This window comes from Terriglobus sp. 2YAB30_2, assembly GCF_052114765.1.
GTDB lineage: Bacteria > Acidobacteriota > Terriglobia > Terriglobales > Acidobacteriaceae > Terriglobus.
Window position 1 is genome coordinate 69,287 of the sequence record NZ_JBFRFJ010000014.1, and the last position, 14,711, is coordinate 83,997.

The 14,711-nt window shown below is 58.9% G+C and carries 14 protein-coding genes; 9 read left to right on the top strand and 5 right to left on the bottom strand.

Going from position 1 to position 14,711, the window contains the following annotated elements:
* The 5 genes from rnpA (at position 1) to AB4Y89_RS18840 (ending at position 4,391) form a co-directional block, all read left to right on the top strand.
* Complete coding sequence (rnpA, locus tag AB4Y89_RS18820) at positions 1-357, top strand: ribonuclease P protein component (RefSeq protein WP_442302483.1); 357 nt, start codon at positions 1-3, stop codon at positions 355-357.
* Positions 354-593, top strand: coding sequence for a membrane protein insertion efficiency factor YidD (yidD, locus tag AB4Y89_RS18825; RefSeq protein WP_442302484.1), 240 nt, complete (start codon positions 354-356; stop codon positions 591-593). The genes rnpA and yidD overlap by 4 nt, the downstream gene beginning before the upstream one ends.
* Positions 594-753: 160 nt before the next feature.
* Positions 754-2,490 carry a membrane protein insertase YidC gene (gene yidC, locus AB4Y89_RS18830; RefSeq protein WP_442302485.1) on the top strand — a complete coding sequence of 579 codons (1,737 nt, stop codon included), beginning with the start codon at positions 754-756 and terminating at the stop codon, positions 2,488-2,490.
* A 25-nt stretch (positions 2,491-2,515) separates the two neighbouring features.
* A complete protein-coding gene (locus tag AB4Y89_RS18835) occupies positions 2,516-3,130 on the top strand; it encodes a Jag family protein (protein WP_442302486.1) in 615 nt (204 codons plus the stop codon).
* Between the two features lie 214 nt (positions 3,131-3,344).
* Positions 3,345-4,391: a metallophosphoesterase gene (locus tag AB4Y89_RS18840; protein ID WP_442302487.1), complete on the top strand. Its 1,047-nt coding sequence runs from the start codon at positions 3,345-3,347 to the stop codon at positions 4,389-4,391.
* A gap of 187 nt (positions 4,392-4,578) precedes the next feature.
* Here AB4Y89_RS18840 and thrS read toward each other — a convergent pair whose 3' ends face one another.
* A complete protein-coding gene (gene thrS, locus AB4Y89_RS18845; protein WP_442302488.1) occupies positions 4,579-6,609 on the bottom strand; it encodes a threonine--tRNA ligase in 2,031 nt (676 codons plus the stop codon).
* 672 nt (positions 6,610-7,281) lie between these two features.
* On the opposite strand from thrS, the gene AB4Y89_RS18850 reads away from it, so the two are divergent.
* Positions 7,282-7,557 carry a hypothetical protein gene (locus AB4Y89_RS18850; protein WP_442302489.1) on the top strand — a complete coding sequence of 92 codons (276 nt, stop codon included), beginning with the start codon at positions 7,282-7,284 and terminating at the stop codon, positions 7,555-7,557.
* A 114-nt stretch (positions 7,558-7,671) separates the two neighbouring features.
* On the opposite strand, the gene AB4Y89_RS18855 is transcribed toward AB4Y89_RS18850, so the two are convergent.
* The gene (locus tag AB4Y89_RS18855; RefSeq protein WP_442302490.1) at positions 7,672-9,438 is read right to left on the bottom strand and encodes a M20/M25/M40 family metallo-hydrolase; all 1,767 of its coding nucleotides are present in this window, start codon (positions 9,436-9,438) and stop codon (positions 7,672-7,674) included.
* A gap of 234 nt (positions 9,439-9,672) precedes the next feature.
* Positions 9,673-9,975 (bottom strand): hypothetical protein, encoded by a 303-nt coding sequence (locus tag AB4Y89_RS18860; protein ID WP_442302491.1) that lies wholly within the window; start codon positions 9,973-9,975, stop codon positions 9,673-9,675.
* 22 nt (positions 9,976-9,997) lie between these two features.
* On the opposite strand from AB4Y89_RS18860, the gene AB4Y89_RS18865 reads away from it, so the two are divergent.
* Genes AB4Y89_RS18865 through ruvA form a run of 3 tightly spaced genes read left to right on the top strand, consistent with a single transcriptional unit; the run spans position 9,998 to position 11,684 of the window.
* Positions 9,998-10,759: a hypothetical protein gene (locus AB4Y89_RS18865; RefSeq protein WP_442302492.1), complete on the top strand. Its 762-nt coding sequence runs from the start codon at positions 9,998-10,000 to the stop codon at positions 10,757-10,759.
* A 26-nt stretch (positions 10,760-10,785) separates the two neighbouring features.
* Positions 10,786-11,058, top strand: a complete 273-nt coding sequence (locus AB4Y89_RS18870) for a hypothetical protein (RefSeq protein WP_442302493.1) — start codon at positions 10,786-10,788, stop codon at positions 11,056-11,058.
* A 29-nt stretch (positions 11,059-11,087) separates the two neighbouring features.
* Positions 11,088-11,684 (top strand): Holliday junction branch migration protein RuvA, encoded by a 597-nt coding sequence (gene ruvA / locus AB4Y89_RS18875; RefSeq protein WP_442302494.1) that lies wholly within the window; start codon positions 11,088-11,090, stop codon positions 11,682-11,684.
* Between the two features lie 312 nt (positions 11,685-11,996).
* On the opposite strand, the gene AB4Y89_RS18880 is transcribed toward ruvA, so the two are convergent.
* Positions 11,997-13,049, bottom strand: a complete 1,053-nt coding sequence (locus AB4Y89_RS18880; protein WP_442302495.1) for a rod shape-determining protein — start codon at positions 13,047-13,049, stop codon at positions 11,997-11,999.
* Positions 13,050-13,332: 283 nt separating this feature from the next.
* Positions 13,333-14,709, bottom strand: coding sequence for an ATP-binding protein (locus AB4Y89_RS18885; protein WP_442302496.1), 1,377 nt, complete (start codon positions 14,707-14,709; stop codon positions 13,333-13,335).
* Positions 14,710-14,711 lie beyond the last annotated feature (2 nt).

The window sequence follows — 14,711 nt, forward strand, 5'->3', positions numbered from 1 at the left end:
ATGTACGCCGACCTCCGCCTTCGCAAACATGCCGACTTTCAGAGCGTGTACGGCCGCAGCCGCAAGCAGCACTCGCGGCAGATGGCTTACTTCTTCGCTCCCCGCGAAGACGAGGGCACAGGTCCGCGTGTCGGCCTCACCGTCGGCAAAGTGATGGGCAAGGCGCACGATCGCAACCGTATCAAACGCCGGCTCCGTGCCGCGATACGAGCCAATGCCGCCCTGCTCACCTCGCCGGTTGACGTGATTCTGCATCCGCGGCGCACTGTACTCGAGGTCGAGTTCGAGAAGCTGAAGGCCGATGTCGCCGATGTCTTCCGCGCCGTTCAACGCGCAGCCTCCAGGGCACGGTCATGAGCTGGCTGCTCCGCGGTCTGTTCACTGTCTACCGCTGGACGCTCTCTCCTCTGCTGCACAGTTTCGGCCTCGGCAACTGCAAATACCAGCCCACCTGCTCCGAATACGCTGAGGTCGCCCTTTATCGCCACGGTCTCTTCAAGGGCACTGCCCTCGCCCTGTGGCGAATTCTCCGCTGCAATCCCTTCAGCAAAGGCGGTCTGGACCCGGTCCCCGAGACAAAGCATCCGAGATAAAGCAGTTACTGCCCTATGAATGGTGCGTTTCGTAGTGTGTATTCAGGCACCGTTTGCAAGCAAACAATTCCCTTCCCCAATACAATGGAAATGAGCGATTTTGCGCCTAAAATCACGCGCCCGCTCGCAGGATCTACTCAGGAAGAGAGTCGAAGTCTCCTTGGCAGAAATCAAGAATCCCAATCAGCAGTCAAACGCTGGCAGTTCCACCACAATGCTGGTGATGATGGTGGTCTTTCTCGGTGTGTTCTTTGGCCTTCGCTACTTCGGCCCAAAGAAGCAGCCTACGCCGGCCACCCCCGCGCAGCAGCAACAGGCCCAGCAGCACCAGGAGGCCTTGCAGCAGGCGACTGCTACGGCCGTAGCGAACCCCACCGCCGCATCGGTTGCCGCTGAAGGTGAGCAGACGACGACGATCGAGAACGCCGTCTACCGCATCACCTTCACCAATCGCGGAGCCCAGGTCACTCACTGGATTCTCAAGGATTACAAGGACTCCCATGGAGCGCCTCTGGATCTGGTCCACAAGACCGTAGCCGCGAAGTACGGTTATCCGCTCTCGCTCTACTCTTATGACACCAGTGCCATGGCGAAGCTGAACAGCGGCCTCTACGTTGCTTCTGCTACCGGCAACCTTACTGCTCCGGCGACGCTGACCTTTACCTACGCCGCCGGCGGTCTGGAGGCGAAGAAGACCTTCACCTTTGACAACAGCTACGTCCTCGGTTCACGCATTGAAGTGAAGCAGAACGGAGCTCCGGCGCGCGCGCTGCTTACCTGGCCGGGCGCCCTTGGCGATCAGGAAAACACATCACACCACACCTATGACCAGGTGGATACCTCACAGAACGGCAGCGAGACCCACTTGGCCGCGAAGAAGGTCAGTGGAGGCAATACGCTGAACGGTCCGTTCGACTGGGCTGGAATCAGCGATCCATATTTCGCAGCGATCTTCCTTCCCGAGAATCCCGCGACCGCCACCGTCGTTACGCTGAGCCACCCGATCGATGTCTCCAAGGACGGCGACGGGAAGAACCTGATATCGATCCCGGCTCTTGGCGTAGCGGCAGGCGACGTCAATGGCGCCTCATCCGTGCGCCTCTTCGCCGGACCGAAGGCCGTCAGTGTACTGAAGAACATCAAGGCTGCCGACGGCAAAACAACGCTTGAGCCGCTGCTCGACTTCGGCTTCTTCGGCGTTATCGGCAAGTATCTCTTCCTCGCCCTGCAGGCCGTGCATAAGTACGTTCCCAACTGGGGCTGGTCGATCATTGTTCTCACCGTGATCATCAACCTGATTCTTCTGCCGCTGCGCTACAAGACCATGCAGTCGGCGCTGAAGATGCAGCGCATCCAGCCGCAGATGGACGCCATCAAGGCCAGGTACGCCAAGTACAAGGTCACCGATCCTAAGCGTGGGGAGATGAATGCGGAGATCATGGACCTGCAGAAGCGCGAGGGCGTGAATGTCTTCGGCGGCTGCCTGCCCACACTGATTCAGCTCCCCTTGCTCTTTGCCTTCCTGGGCATGCTTCCCAAGGTCGTCGAGCTGCGCGGAGCGCACTGGTATTGGCTGCACGACCTCACCGCGGCCGATCCGTATCATATTCTGCCCATCATCATGATCGTCTCGCAGTTCCTGATGCAGTTCTATACGCCCTCACCGGGCATGGATCCCGCGCAGCAGAAGATGATGGCCTTTATGATGCCGGCGTTCTCCGGCTACATTACCTGGAACTATGCCTCCGGCCTGGCCCTCTACTGGTCAATCGGTAACCTCATCGGAATCATTCAGCAGCAGGTGATGAACCGCACCGGTCTTGGCCGCGAGATGAAAGAGCTGGCCGCCAAGCGTGCGCGCCGTCGCCAGCCGGCAACCATTCAGGGCCGTCGCTAGAGCGGCCGCTCGAGGAAACAGAACCATGGAAGATCTTTCCCAGGCTGCAAAGAAGGTAGCTGCGTTTGTGCAGACGCTGACCACCACCGGTGGCATGCGTCTGAAGTACCGCATCACCGCCGGCGCAGGAGCCTCTGACCCGGACGGCCTCGAACGGCGCGACATTTATGTCGAGCTTGCCGGTCCTGACGCGACACAGTTGACGGAACGCAATGGCGAAGGACTACGCGCTCTCGAACACGTCGCAGCGAAGATCCTGCGTCTTGAGCCCGAAGAGCACGACCGCATCTCCTTCGATGCCAATGGCTTCAAGGCAGAGCGGGCACGTGAGTTGCGCGAGAGCGCCGAGGACGCGGCCGACAGCGTTCGAGAGAGCAACCGCCCCTACAGCTTCCCTCCCATGAGCAGCCGCGAACGCCGCATGCTGCATATGGCTCTGAGCGAACACACGGATCTGCGTACGGAGTCCAGCGGCGAAGGCCGCGACCGCTTCGTCGTGCTCTATCCGGCTGACTATCAGGGCACTGTCCGGGCTCCACGCCGCGATGATCGTGGCGGCTACGGCCGCGGCCGAGGCGGACGTGGCGGTAGTGGTGGACGCAGTGGTGGCGGACGTGGCGGCTATGGCCGCCGCTCCTAAACACGCCCCATATCCCCTTACAACAGGCGGCCATTATGGCCGCCTGTTGTCGTTTCTATCGGTACGAGAGCTATCAGGCTGAGGAAGACGCACTGAAAACACGGGCTTACGGCCCACCTGAAAACGATGGGCAGCATCTATCTACAGCAGCAGTAACGGTGCTGTACGGAGTGGGAACATACCTCCTCTGGCCCTACTTTTCTGGTAGGTTTCTATGGCTGTGCGGGACCATCCCGACCTACCCGTCGTAAGCAGACGGCGTTTTCTCAAGCAGACATTTGCATTCAGTGCCCTTGCGGCGGTTGGTAGTCCCCTGCTCGGATGCGGCTCCGGTCCGCACGCAGGCAATGGCTCCCCAGGCAACGCTCCCGAGTCTGCGGACTTCCTTGTCATCGGCGACTGGGGAACCGGTGATGCGAATCAGGCCCTGGTCGCCGCTGCTATGCAGAGCTACGTCACACGGCAGAACATCGCCACAGGCGCCATGCTGATGATCGGTGACAACTTTTATACACCGATGGATGACGGCGCAAACGACAAGCGCTGGCAGACCCAGTTCGAACAGATGTATCCCGCTGGTGTCTTCAACTGTCCCGCGTATGCCATACCGGGAAATCATGACTATGAGTACCTGCCCATTTCCAAGTTTTCGGCACAGTTGGAATACGCCCAAAAGGCAGGCACTCGCTGGACCATGCCGTCGCAGTGGTATCGCGTTCCCTTCCCGGCGGCCAAGCCGCTCGTGACCTTCCTTGCCTTGGACAGCAACATGCCGTTCGACAATGGGGTCACCCGCGAAGGGACGTTCTACTGCATGACGGCACAGCAACGTCTGGACCAGTTGGCCTGGCTCAAAGAAGAGTTGGCGAAGCCGCTCACCACACCCTTTCTGGTGGCTTTAGGACATCACCCGATCTATTCCAACGGCATGCACGGCGATACTCCGATGCTGGTGCAGGACTGGGATCCCCTACTCCGCTCCTCCGGCGCGCATGTCTATCTGTGCGGACACGATCATGACCTGGAGCACCTGGAGTTTGCCGGGCACCCCACATCCTTCGTTGTCTCCGGCGGTGGCGGCGCTCCGTTGTATCGCATCGTGATCGATGAGTCAGTACGCGGTCCATACGCCGTGCAGGTCAACGGCTTCACCCATGTCACCGTTACACCTGCTTTGATGACGCTGCGCCACGTCGATCTGAACGGGAATGTCGTCCATGCATTTACGAAGACTACCGATTACAAGGTCACGATTCTCTGACCAACGCTTCCACCTGAAAAGGCAAGAGCACGTCTTCGACAATCGCGAAGCCGTGCTCTCGAACCTGTTCGACTAGAGCTTTTTTCCTGTAGGTATGGCTTGTGCATCTATGGGCGTTTTCCGCAATGAAAACGCCGTTGCACGCTCCTCCCGGGATACCCAGCAACAGGAAAATGCTCCATCTGCATCACAGCGTCGGCGACTTTGACTCCAGCAGCCCCTGCGCACGCGTCATGAACTCGGCCAGCGACACACTGCCCTGATCGCCCACACCGCGTGTACGCACGCTAACCGCTTCACTGGATGCTTCCTTGTCACCCATCACCAGGACAAACGGCACCTTCTGCAGCGTGAAGTCGCGGATCTTCGCATTCATCTTCTCGTTGCGCACATCGAGCTCCACCCGCAGTCCAGCAGCTTCAAGCTGCTGCTTTACCTGTTCGGCATACGCATGATGCTTTTCGCTGATTGGTACCAGGCCAATCTGCACCGGCGACAGCCACAGTGGGAACGCGCCGGCATAGTGCTCGATCAGTACGCCAAAGAAACGCTCCACGCTTCCAAACAGAGCGCGGTGCACCATCACCGGCTGATGACGCTCGCCATCCTCACCGACGTACTCCAGCTCAAAGCGGCGCGGCAGGTTGAAGTCAAACTGTACCGTCGAAAGCTGCCACAGACGGCCCAGGACGTCGACGAGCTTCACATCGATCTTCGGTCCATAGAAGGCGGCCTCTCCCGGGAAGGTCTGGAAGCTCAATCCACGACCGACCAGCACTTCCTGCAGAGCTCCTTCGGCGTGCGCCCAGTCATCCGCGGTTCCGAAGAACTCACCCGGCTTGTTGGGGTCGCGGGTCGACAGCTCCACGCGATACTCCGAGAAGCCAAAGGTCTTCAGCACCGACTCCGCAAAATCAAGACACGCCTCAATCTCGCCCTTGACCTGGTCCGGCGTGCAGAAGATATGTGCATCGTCCTGCGTAAAGCCGCGCACGCGCAACAGACCGTGCATGGTGCCACTGCGTTCGAAGCGGTATACATTGCCCAGCTCCGCATAACGGGCCGGCAGATCACGATAGCTCTTGGGCGTGGACTTGTAGATCAGGATGTGGCCGGGGCAGTTCATCGGCTTCACCCGATACTCCGCGTCATCCAGCTCCATCGGCGGGAACATGTCCTTCGAGTACACGCCGTCGTGGCCCGAGATCTTCCAGAGCTCGCGCTTCATGATGTGTGGCGTAAAGACCAGGTTGTAGCCGCGGCGAAGGCACTCCTCGCGCATCCAGTCTTCCATCGTCTTGCGGATGATGCCGCCCTTCGGATGCCAGAAGATCAGGCCCGATCCAGCGACCTCCTGAATGGAGTACAGGTCGAGCTGCTTACCCAGCACACGGTGATCGCGCGCCTTGATCTCCTCCAGGTGCTTGAAGTGCGCCTCCAGATCCTTCTTGTTGTAGAAGGCCGTGCCGTAGACGCGCTGCAACTGCGGATTGTTCTCATCGCCCAGCCAGTACGCTCCGGCCAGGTTCATCACCTTGAACGCCTTCACGCGGCCGGTCGAGGGTACGTGCGGTCCACGGCAGAAGTCGACGAAGCTCCCGTTCTTGTACAGCGAAACCTGCTCACCGTCTTTGGTGAACTTCTCCACGAAGTGCTGCTTCATGAAGTCGCCGTTCGCCTTGAACTCGCTGAGTGCCTGCTCGCGCGGCTCGTACTCGCGCACGAACTTCTCATCGCGCGCCACCACTTCGGCCATGCGCTGCTCGATCTTCTCCAGGTCATCCGGAGTGAACGGCTTTTCGCGATAGAAGTCGTAGAAGAAGCCGGCATCGGTGGCCGGGCCATGGCCCAGTTTGGTCTCCGGAAACAGCTCCAGCACCGCCGTCGCCATGACGTGCGCAGCCGAGTGACGGACGACCTTCAACGCCTCCGGGGCATCTTCCTTCAACAGCCACAGGGCGACATCCTCATTCAGTGGCGCGGAGAGATCCACCAGCCGCTCGCCGCCCTCGTGTGCGGCGTACATGGCATCTTCGCTGCCTGTCTCGGTGGCCGTGGTCTCCGTAGTGGCCGTAGTCAACGGACGAATCTTTGCCACGACCACGGCGGCGGCAAGGCGCGGAGAGATGTCGTTGGCGACATCAAGCGGCGTGGTGCCTTTGGGCACCTCGCGCACGGAACCATCAGGAAGCTGGATGCGGATATTCTCAGGACTCACATTTAACAGGATATTGGTTCGGCTCCCATAGCGTCGAGATTGGGACGCCGGAACGCGCCTGACCCCAAAAATTACAGTTGCAGCCACGCGGGCCTCGGGTGTATTGTCAGGTCACTTCGCAGGACATACCCGCCAGGAATAGACCGGCCGAGTTCCGGCTGCCTGGACGGATTTGATACCATCTTGCGAAGACTTCGTCTTTTGCACTAGAGCCGGAATACCGGCGCGAAAGATGAGAGAAACACGCCGACGAGCGCTCTGCAGTTAGGCCTTACCCTCCCGGGAGGTACGCGCGATGCTCTAGGACCGGGTGATGCGTTGCGGCTTTTGTGTACGAAAGCCGACGTTTGCAGCACCATTTGGGGCATTCCCGTTACCAATGGCACTTGCAGCACTGCAGAAAACCGCTTCCAGCGGGAGCAGTAATGCGATAAGAATTTCAGACAATTAATTAACCGTTTGGAGGCAACAAAAGAGCGGGAGTTGGCGTTTTATATAGTTATAGAAGCGCGGATATGACCACCCGCAGCTCAAAACTCCCCCAAACGATGTATCGCCGATCGCGCAAGTGGCATGGAGCAAGGCCATCTCACGGCGTACATTCAACGTTGTCAATCAGACCAGATCGAAGGAACGAATCGTCGTTCAAGGATTTTTTTAAGGAGCGGACCAATGCAGGTACTTTGCAAAGCATCCACGATGGCAAGCGATATTCAGTGCAGCGTGTGTGGACAGAACTTCCAGGTCTTCTGGGAGCGCACAAATTCGACTGAGCGGGAGGCCGCCCGCGAGGAGATTCTCGCCGCCCTGAGGGCGCAGCACACCACGGATCGCGGGACGGATGCCCATAGTGCATGTTTCAACCTGCCGGAATGGAATGGCTCGCCGAAGTACTCCGGTGCTGCCCTGCTGGGCAACGCCCCGGCAACCACCTTCCAGGCTGCGTAGCTGTCACCGCTTCTCCCAGGAAGTGGCGGGCGGAGGCTTTGTGCCTCCGCCCGTTTTCTCTTAAAAAACAAGACCCACGCCCTATGGACGTGGGTCTTCTTGTTTTCGCAGGATCTACTTCTTCTCAACCGCGTTCGGGAAGAGCCCCGGAATCGGCGCATCCTTTTGCTTATTCATCTCCGGATGCGGGAATCCCTTACGCGGAAGCATCGCTTCGCGTTCGCTGGTGTTGTAGAGGAAGATCGCCTCGATGATCGCGGCCTGTTCCAGGTCAGCCTGGTGCAGGCGCTCATAGGTGTCCATGTTGGAGTGGTGCGTACGGGTGTCGTAGTCCATCGGGTCCTGGATGAACTGGAAGCCCGGCAGGCCCACGCCATCGAACGACAGGTGGTCCGTTCCGCCCGTGTTGCGGTAGCTGATGGTGGAGATGCCCAGGTCCTTCAGCGGAGCGATCCACTGCGCGAAGACGCTGCCGATGGCGTAATTCTCCTGCGTGTAGACGCCGCGCAGTTTGCCCGTGCCGTTATCGACGTTGAAGTAGCCGTCCAGCGTCTCCCACTCCTTGGTGGTCTTGATCGCAGGCTGCTGCTCCGTACGCGATGGAGGGCCACCAGCGCCGCAAGCCGGTGCTGGAGCATCCGCTCCGCCGAAGTGCGTGCGAACGTAGCCGCGTGAGCCGCACAGGCCCTGCTCCTCACCCGTCCACAGAGCGATCCGGATAGTGCGCTTCGGCTTGTAGCCGATCGCCTTCAGGATGCGGACAGCCTCCATGGCGACGACCGACCCGGCGGCGTTATCCGTCGCTCCGGTAGCGCTCACCCAGCTATCCAGGTGTCCGCCCACCATGACGACCTGATCCTTCAGCTTCGCATCGGTGCCAGGAATCTCGGCGACGGTATTGAAGCCGTGCTCGTGATCGCCGGTGAACTTTGCCTCGATATTCACCTCGAGCTCGACGGGCACATTCGCCGCCAGCAGACGCGCCAAACGGCCATAGTTCTCAATGGTCATTACGCCATTGGGAATCTTCACGGCGTTGGCTGCCGTCTGTGCTCCACGCACGAGGTTGGCTCCGTTGTCGTCAAAGATGATGCCGGTGCCGCCACCCAGGTTTCCGTCACGGCTGGGCGTAATAATCGCAACGACACCCTCGTCCGTCATCATCTTCACCGCCTCGGCGCGCACGCGCGCACGCTCCAGTAAGGCTGCGGGGTTGAACGCCGGACCGCCGGCACGGGGAGCCGGGTAGCTCTCCATCTCCTTCAGTTCAGCATCGGTGTAACGGCGGAAGAGCGGCTGATCTACGTCAGGCACGGCACGCGGAGCGCCGAAGAGCACGATCTTGCCCGCCAGCTTGCCCTTGTACTTCTCGATGTCCTTTGTTTCCTGAATATCGACCAGGACGGCGTCACAGCTCACCGGGCCTTTGGTTGCCGGCGACCAGGGAGCAGCCTGGATCCAGAGCGGCTCGGGATCGGGAGAGATCATTCGCGCCCAGCTATTGATCTGCTGCCAGCCCATGCCGAACTCGCCCCAGTCCTCCAGGTGCGCGTTTTCCAGGCCGATTTTGGTAAGGGTCTCCTTGGTCCACTCGTTGGCCTTGGCCATGTTGGGCGAACCGGTCAGGCGGGGACCGATGCCGTCCACCAGAGCCGAGGCGAACTGCATCACACGCCCGTGCTGCATACCCTCCTCGCGAATACGCATGTAGGCATCGAGATCGATCTTCTCAACGGTGGGCTGCTCAGCCTCCCACGCTTTCGCGGTAGCGGCGGCAGGTGCGGCCACAGGCTTCTTGTCTGCCGCGACAGACGGCAGCGCAAAGACGCTGAGAGCGGCCACGGGCACGCCCCAGCGCACAACAGAACGTACAAAATGCATTACTCGACCTCCAGAAAGAAACGCCAGATGTATGGGATGTGGTGTTGTGTACGGATGCTAACAGGACGGACCACTGCCGAAAAGTGTTTCAACAAGACGTTTGTCCTGGTGGCAACCCGAATCCGGGCGCATCAGCGAACGTGTTCGCGAAGCGACGTAGGAGACAGTCCAAGGCAGGCAAGGTGATTCCCCGCCCGTACCGTACCTCTTCAACTTTCAACTTGGAACTTTTAACTAGCTTTTCCGAGTGATCCGCTTCACCCAAAGCGTACCCAGGAAGCCGCCGGCCACTACCAGCGCCACCGCACCCGCGGGAATGCCGATCTTCATATAGGCGACGGTGTAGTTCACCGCTTTGTGTGTAAAAGCGCCGTAGAACAGCAGGCTGAAGATGCCCACGAAGGTCGCCGCGAAGAAGACCAGAAAGCCGGAGGCCAATGTCATCAACAGGCTGGCAAACCAGCCCAGATCGCCGAACGGAACGCCGAAGATCCGGCCGTGAGAACTCCCTGGGATTTGCTGTGTCTGCGTCATCATTGCTCCTTTAGAATAAACCGTGATGTCGGAACGTGTGCAGTCGCAACTGATTACAGCCTCGCAGGTGGCACGGGAGACCTCCGTGCGCCAGGGAAGCAACGGCGTCTGTTACGCGGTCTACGGAGAAGCCAAGGTTGCCGGCGCCGATCTGGAACAGATCATCAATACCGTTCCCTCCGCCATGGCTGACGCGCTGAAGCGCAAAGCCTACTACTTTGTCCCTTTGGCCATCGCCGAGATGCGGGGCGATGTCGCCACCCGCGCCAATACCCCCGAAGACATTCTTATCTCCTCCGACTTCACCACCGAGCTCGGTGACCGCGCCAGTTGCCATCGAAACGTTGATTTTGGCACCTCCGAGGGTGTCTTCATCTCGGCGCGTCTGATGCACGACCGCTTCGCCCTGGCCTTCGAGTTCTTCATCAATGTCGGCCACGCCTTCGTCGACCAGGCAGGTGTGCCCGAAAGCTTCTCAGAGCTTGTCTGGAAGCAGGCCCAGGCCGATGTCCGTGGCGAGACCAGCCAGGACGCCTTCGACAGCCGCAAGCAGGCCCGGACCAATAACGACGAAAAGGCCCGGAGTGACTTCGCGGCGCTGGCCTTCGCCGACTCCATCGCGATTTATCTGCTTTCGCTTGCTATCGACTTCGACTACGCCGAGCTCCGCGAGCGTGAGTATCCGCTGCTGGCTCCCACGGCACTCGCCGAGCGCTTGAAGCTCATAGCCGAGCTCTTCCCGCCCAACCCTGGCTACGAGTTCGCCATCAAGTACCGTCGCCGCTAGGGCGCCCCAGGAGACGCCTTCGACACATGCGCACGAAGATCATCATTGCGGTCTTCGCCTTCCTCGGGCTCTTCGCGGGCGCCTTCAGTCTCTGGACCGCAGGGAACAGCATCCGCTACGGCGTTCCTCTCGGCAGCTTCTGGACCCTCGTGACCACCATCATCTGCCCACCTGTTCACTGGCTGCGTTATGCGACAAGTCTCTGGCCCCTGCTGCTCCTGGCCAATATCGTCCTCTACGCCGTTCTCGGTCTCGTGATCGGACAGTTTTTGCCATCAGGTAGAACAACCAGCAACTAGCAACCAGGAACTAGCAACCAGGAACCAGGATGATTGCTCACCTTCGCGGAACGCTTCTCGCCAAACATCCCAACCAGGCCATCGTCGAGGCCGCAGGTGTGGGCTACGACGTCACCATCTCGATCGAGACCTTCACTCACCTTCCCGAAGAAGGCCGCGAGGTGAAGTTGCACATTCATACCCATGTGCGCGAGGACGCCATCGCTCTCTTCGGCTTTGTCGAACGCGACGAGAAGAAGCTCTTCGAGAGGCTGATCACCGTCAGCGGCATTGGCCCCAAGCTGGCCGTCACCGTTCTCTCCGGGCTTCCCTCGCAGCGTCTTGTCGCCGCCATTCGCGCGCAGGATCACGCCACACTGACCAGGGTTCCCGGCATCGGCAAAAAAACCGCCGAACGCGTCGTGCTGGAGCTCAAGGACAAGCTGGAAGAGTTCGCTCTGCCCACATCGCAGGTCTCCGCCAGGCCCGCAGGCGCAGCAACGGAAGACGTCCTCTCCGCCCTCACCAACCTCGGCTACCAGAAACCGGCAGCGGAAAAGGCGATGGAAGCCGCGCTGAAGAAAGAACCCAACATCGCCGACGACTTCGAACAACTCTTCCGCGCCACCCTCGCCGCCATCCGCTAGCTAAGTCTTGTGAACGACCACCCTGGGTATTCGAGCGAAAGCTCGAACCGTCTTTTTGTTTGTCATCCGGAGGGACTGCTTTTCAAAAGCCCGATGAGGCACGGCATCCAATAAACCCATACCGTAGGACCTGCTGTTTCAACGCTTCGGATGGCAAAGCTGCTCATGATTTATGTCGCGAACCTTAGAGCATTTTCCCTGTAGGTGTAGAGTAGGACTTCCGTATCTATGGGCGTTTTCCGTAATGAAAACGCCGCTACACACCCCTTCCGGGATACCCAGCAACAGGGAAAATGCTCTAGACTCACCAATCTAGTACTCGACTCCGGCTGTCACGGACCCAACGGATAACTTCCGTAGCAGCTTGAAATCGTCGAGAATCTTGCCAGTCCCCAGCACGACGCAGCACAGCGGTTCATCGGCAATCGAGACAGGAAGTCCCGTTTCTTCGCGGATGCGCCTATCCAGGCCCTTCAAAAGCGCGCCACCGCCGGTGAGGACGATACCTCGGTCGCTGATGTCAGCTGAGATCTCGGGCGGTATGCGCTCTAGCCCCACACGAATGGCGTCCATGAGCATCGATACCCATTCACTCAATGCCTCGCGGACTTCACTGTCATTCAGAAGGATGGTCTGGGGTACCCCTTCGATCAGGTGACGGCCCTTGATTTCCATCGTCAGCGACTTCTCGAGTGGGAACGCACTCCCTATTTCAATCTTGATCCGCTCGGCGGTGAGTTCGCCAATCAGCAAGTTATACTTGCGCTTCACGTAAGTCATGATGGCTTCGTCCATTTGGTTTCCCGCCATACGCCAGGAACGGGCGTAGACTATGCCACTCAGAGAGATCACTGCAATATCCGTGGTGCCTCCCCCAATATCGACAATCATGCTTCCTGTGGGTTCACTGACAGGTAGCCCCGCACCAATCGCCGCCACCATGGCCTGCTCCACCAGATAGACCTCGCTGGTCTTCGCACGGTAAGCTGCGTCCATGACCGCGCGTCGTTCCACCTGCGTGATCTCCGCGGGCACACCAATCACAATGCGTGTATGTATCGACATCCGGCGATTGTGCGCTTCCCGGATAAAGTAATTCAACATCTTCTCGGTCACTTTGAAATCGGCAATGACCCCCTCTTTCAACGGCCGAATTGCAATGATGTGGTCCGGTGTACGGCCCAGCATTTCCTTGGCCTCTCTTCCCACCGCTTCCACCTCACCGCTGTTCTTATCAATGGCTACGATGGACGGCTCGTTCACCACGATGCCCTCGCCACGAACATAAACGAGTGTGTTGGAGGTTCCCAGATCGATGGCCAGGTCGCTTGAGAAAAGGCTAAAGAACTGCCTCAGGTTCCGCACGGGATTCTCAAGAAGCTGACCCCAAGTCGTCTTTCGCTTGGCGCTTGGCTTGTTTGAGTTTCAGCGACTGGATCTTTGACTCCATATTCCCCCTAGCTCGTAGGTGGAGGATTGTGATGCAGTTCCAGATCATTTGCAATACAAATCAAACTCACCGCGCCCGATTTCCCATTACGGAATCTGGAAGGCCATATTACTGTCTCAGTGCCATAAGTAACGAAGCATTCCGCTGGTTCATCGGGTATCGAAGTCATCCAATTTGAGAACTCCAGCGACCGTTGCTCTAACTGGGTATCGCCGTCATTCCTTCGCGGCGTTGCGGCATGATGATCTCAATCTGCAGGCCGTGCGGTGAGACATTCTCGGCGCGTATCGTTCCGCCGTGAATCCGGACCACCCGTTCGGCGATCGCCAGACCGAGTCCGGCGCCGCCTGATTGACGATCACGGGCGTCTTTTACTCGATAGAACGGCTCGAAGATACGCAGCAATTCGGCTTCCGGAACCCCCGGTCCATGGTCACGGACAGTCAGGCGCATCAACGATCCATCGCATGTGAGGGATACCTCGACGGACGTGCCGGGCTCGGAGTAGCGGATTGCGTTACGGACGACGTTTTCGACTGCACTCTGCAACAGCTCCGTGTTGCCATGCAGGAAACATTCCTGCTCGGCGACGATTCGGACACCGCCGGATGGTTCGCGTGCTTCGAACTCTGCATTGCGTACCACCTGCGAGACAAGTGAGGTGACATCGACCTCGGTCATCGGAACCTGCTGGGCCGACATATCCAGCTTCGCAATTGTCAGCAGCCGGCCAATCATTTCGTCGAGGAGACCCAGATCTTCTTCCATGTGATCGAAGGCAGGGTCGCTGCCTTTTCTTTCGCGGCCAAGGTCAAGTGCGACATTCAGTCGCGCCAGTGGTGAGCGCAGCTCATGTGACACATCCGAGATAAGCTGACGCTGCCGTGAGATCAGCTCTTCGATTCGAGTCGCCATCGAGTTGAAGTCGCGTACCAGGTCTCCAAGCTCATCTTTTCTGCGGCCTATCGTGGAAGTGGCGCGAATACTCAGATTGCCGCCCGCGAGCTGTTGGGATGCCTCGCGTAATCGGAGAATCGGAGTAGTCAGGTATCGGGTGAGGAGATAGCAGATAAGACCCGAGACAAAGAGAGCGACTCCCCATTGCAATACTGCCGCTCCCCGATGAATACCAAAGGCTGCCCGGGGACCGGCTGGAAGTTCGGTTGCGAAGATGTAATCACGGCCGCTATGTCCTTTTACTGGCAGGGCAACCCGAGTGATGCCGTACTTCATATTGAAATCGGACGCCCTCGAGGCGGCAACGTGCGTCGTCATCTGATGGAAGGACTCGCAATCATTTCCCGCAATTGCATTGCCTTTTGCGTCAGAGAGGCATGCCTTTAAATGTGTCTCCTGTGCAATGCGGTCAATGTATGCCGCCGCAGAAGGTACGCCGCCCTGCTCATGCATCTCTGCGGCAATCATTCCGGAGTACTGAGCGGTATCTGTTAGGGTGGCATGCCATTGCGAAGGAACACCGCGTGGCTCAACAATGAACGTGATGACCACCGCGATGGCGGTGGCAATGACAGTGAGCCAGAAACAAAGAAAGATCTTGAGAAAAAGGCTAGGCATGG

Excerpts from the sequence above, each read along its gene's own strand:
- AB4Y89_RS18865 (WP_442302492.1), top strand. The coding sequence starts at position 9,998 with ATGTCGGAACGTGTGCAGTCGCAACTGATTACAGCCTCGCAGGTGGCA.
- AB4Y89_RS18885 (WP_442302496.1), bottom strand. The coding sequence starts at position 14,709 with ATGCCTAGCCTTTTTCTCAAGATCTTTCTTTGTTTCTGGCTCACTGTC.
- AB4Y89_RS18860 (WP_442302491.1), bottom strand. The coding sequence starts at position 9,975 with ATGATGACGCAGACACAGCAAATCCCAGGGAGTTCTCACGGCCGGATC.
- ruvA (WP_442302494.1), top strand. The coding sequence starts at position 11,088 with ATGATTGCTCACCTTCGCGGAACGCTTCTCGCCAAACATCCCAACCAG.
- yidD (WP_442302484.1), top strand. The coding sequence starts at position 354 with ATGAGCTGGCTGCTCCGCGGTCTGTTCACTGTCTACCGCTGGACGCTC.
- AB4Y89_RS18850 (WP_442302489.1), top strand. The coding sequence starts at position 7,282 with ATGCAGGTACTTTGCAAAGCATCCACGATGGCAAGCGATATTCAGTGC.
- AB4Y89_RS18855 (WP_442302490.1), bottom strand. The coding sequence starts at position 9,438 with ATGCATTTTGTACGTTCTGTTGTGCGCTGGGGCGTGCCCGTGGCCGCT.
- AB4Y89_RS18840 (WP_442302487.1), top strand. The coding sequence starts at position 3,345 with ATGGCTGTGCGGGACCATCCCGACCTACCCGTCGTAAGCAGACGGCGT.
- AB4Y89_RS18870 (WP_442302493.1), top strand. The coding sequence starts at position 10,786 with ATGCGCACGAAGATCATCATTGCGGTCTTCGCCTTCCTCGGGCTCTTC.
- AB4Y89_RS18835 (WP_442302486.1), top strand. The coding sequence starts at position 2,516 with ATGGAAGATCTTTCCCAGGCTGCAAAGAAGGTAGCTGCGTTTGTGCAG.
- rnpA (WP_442302483.1), top strand. The coding sequence starts at position 1 with ATGTACGCCGACCTCCGCCTTCGCAAACATGCCGACTTTCAGAGCGTG.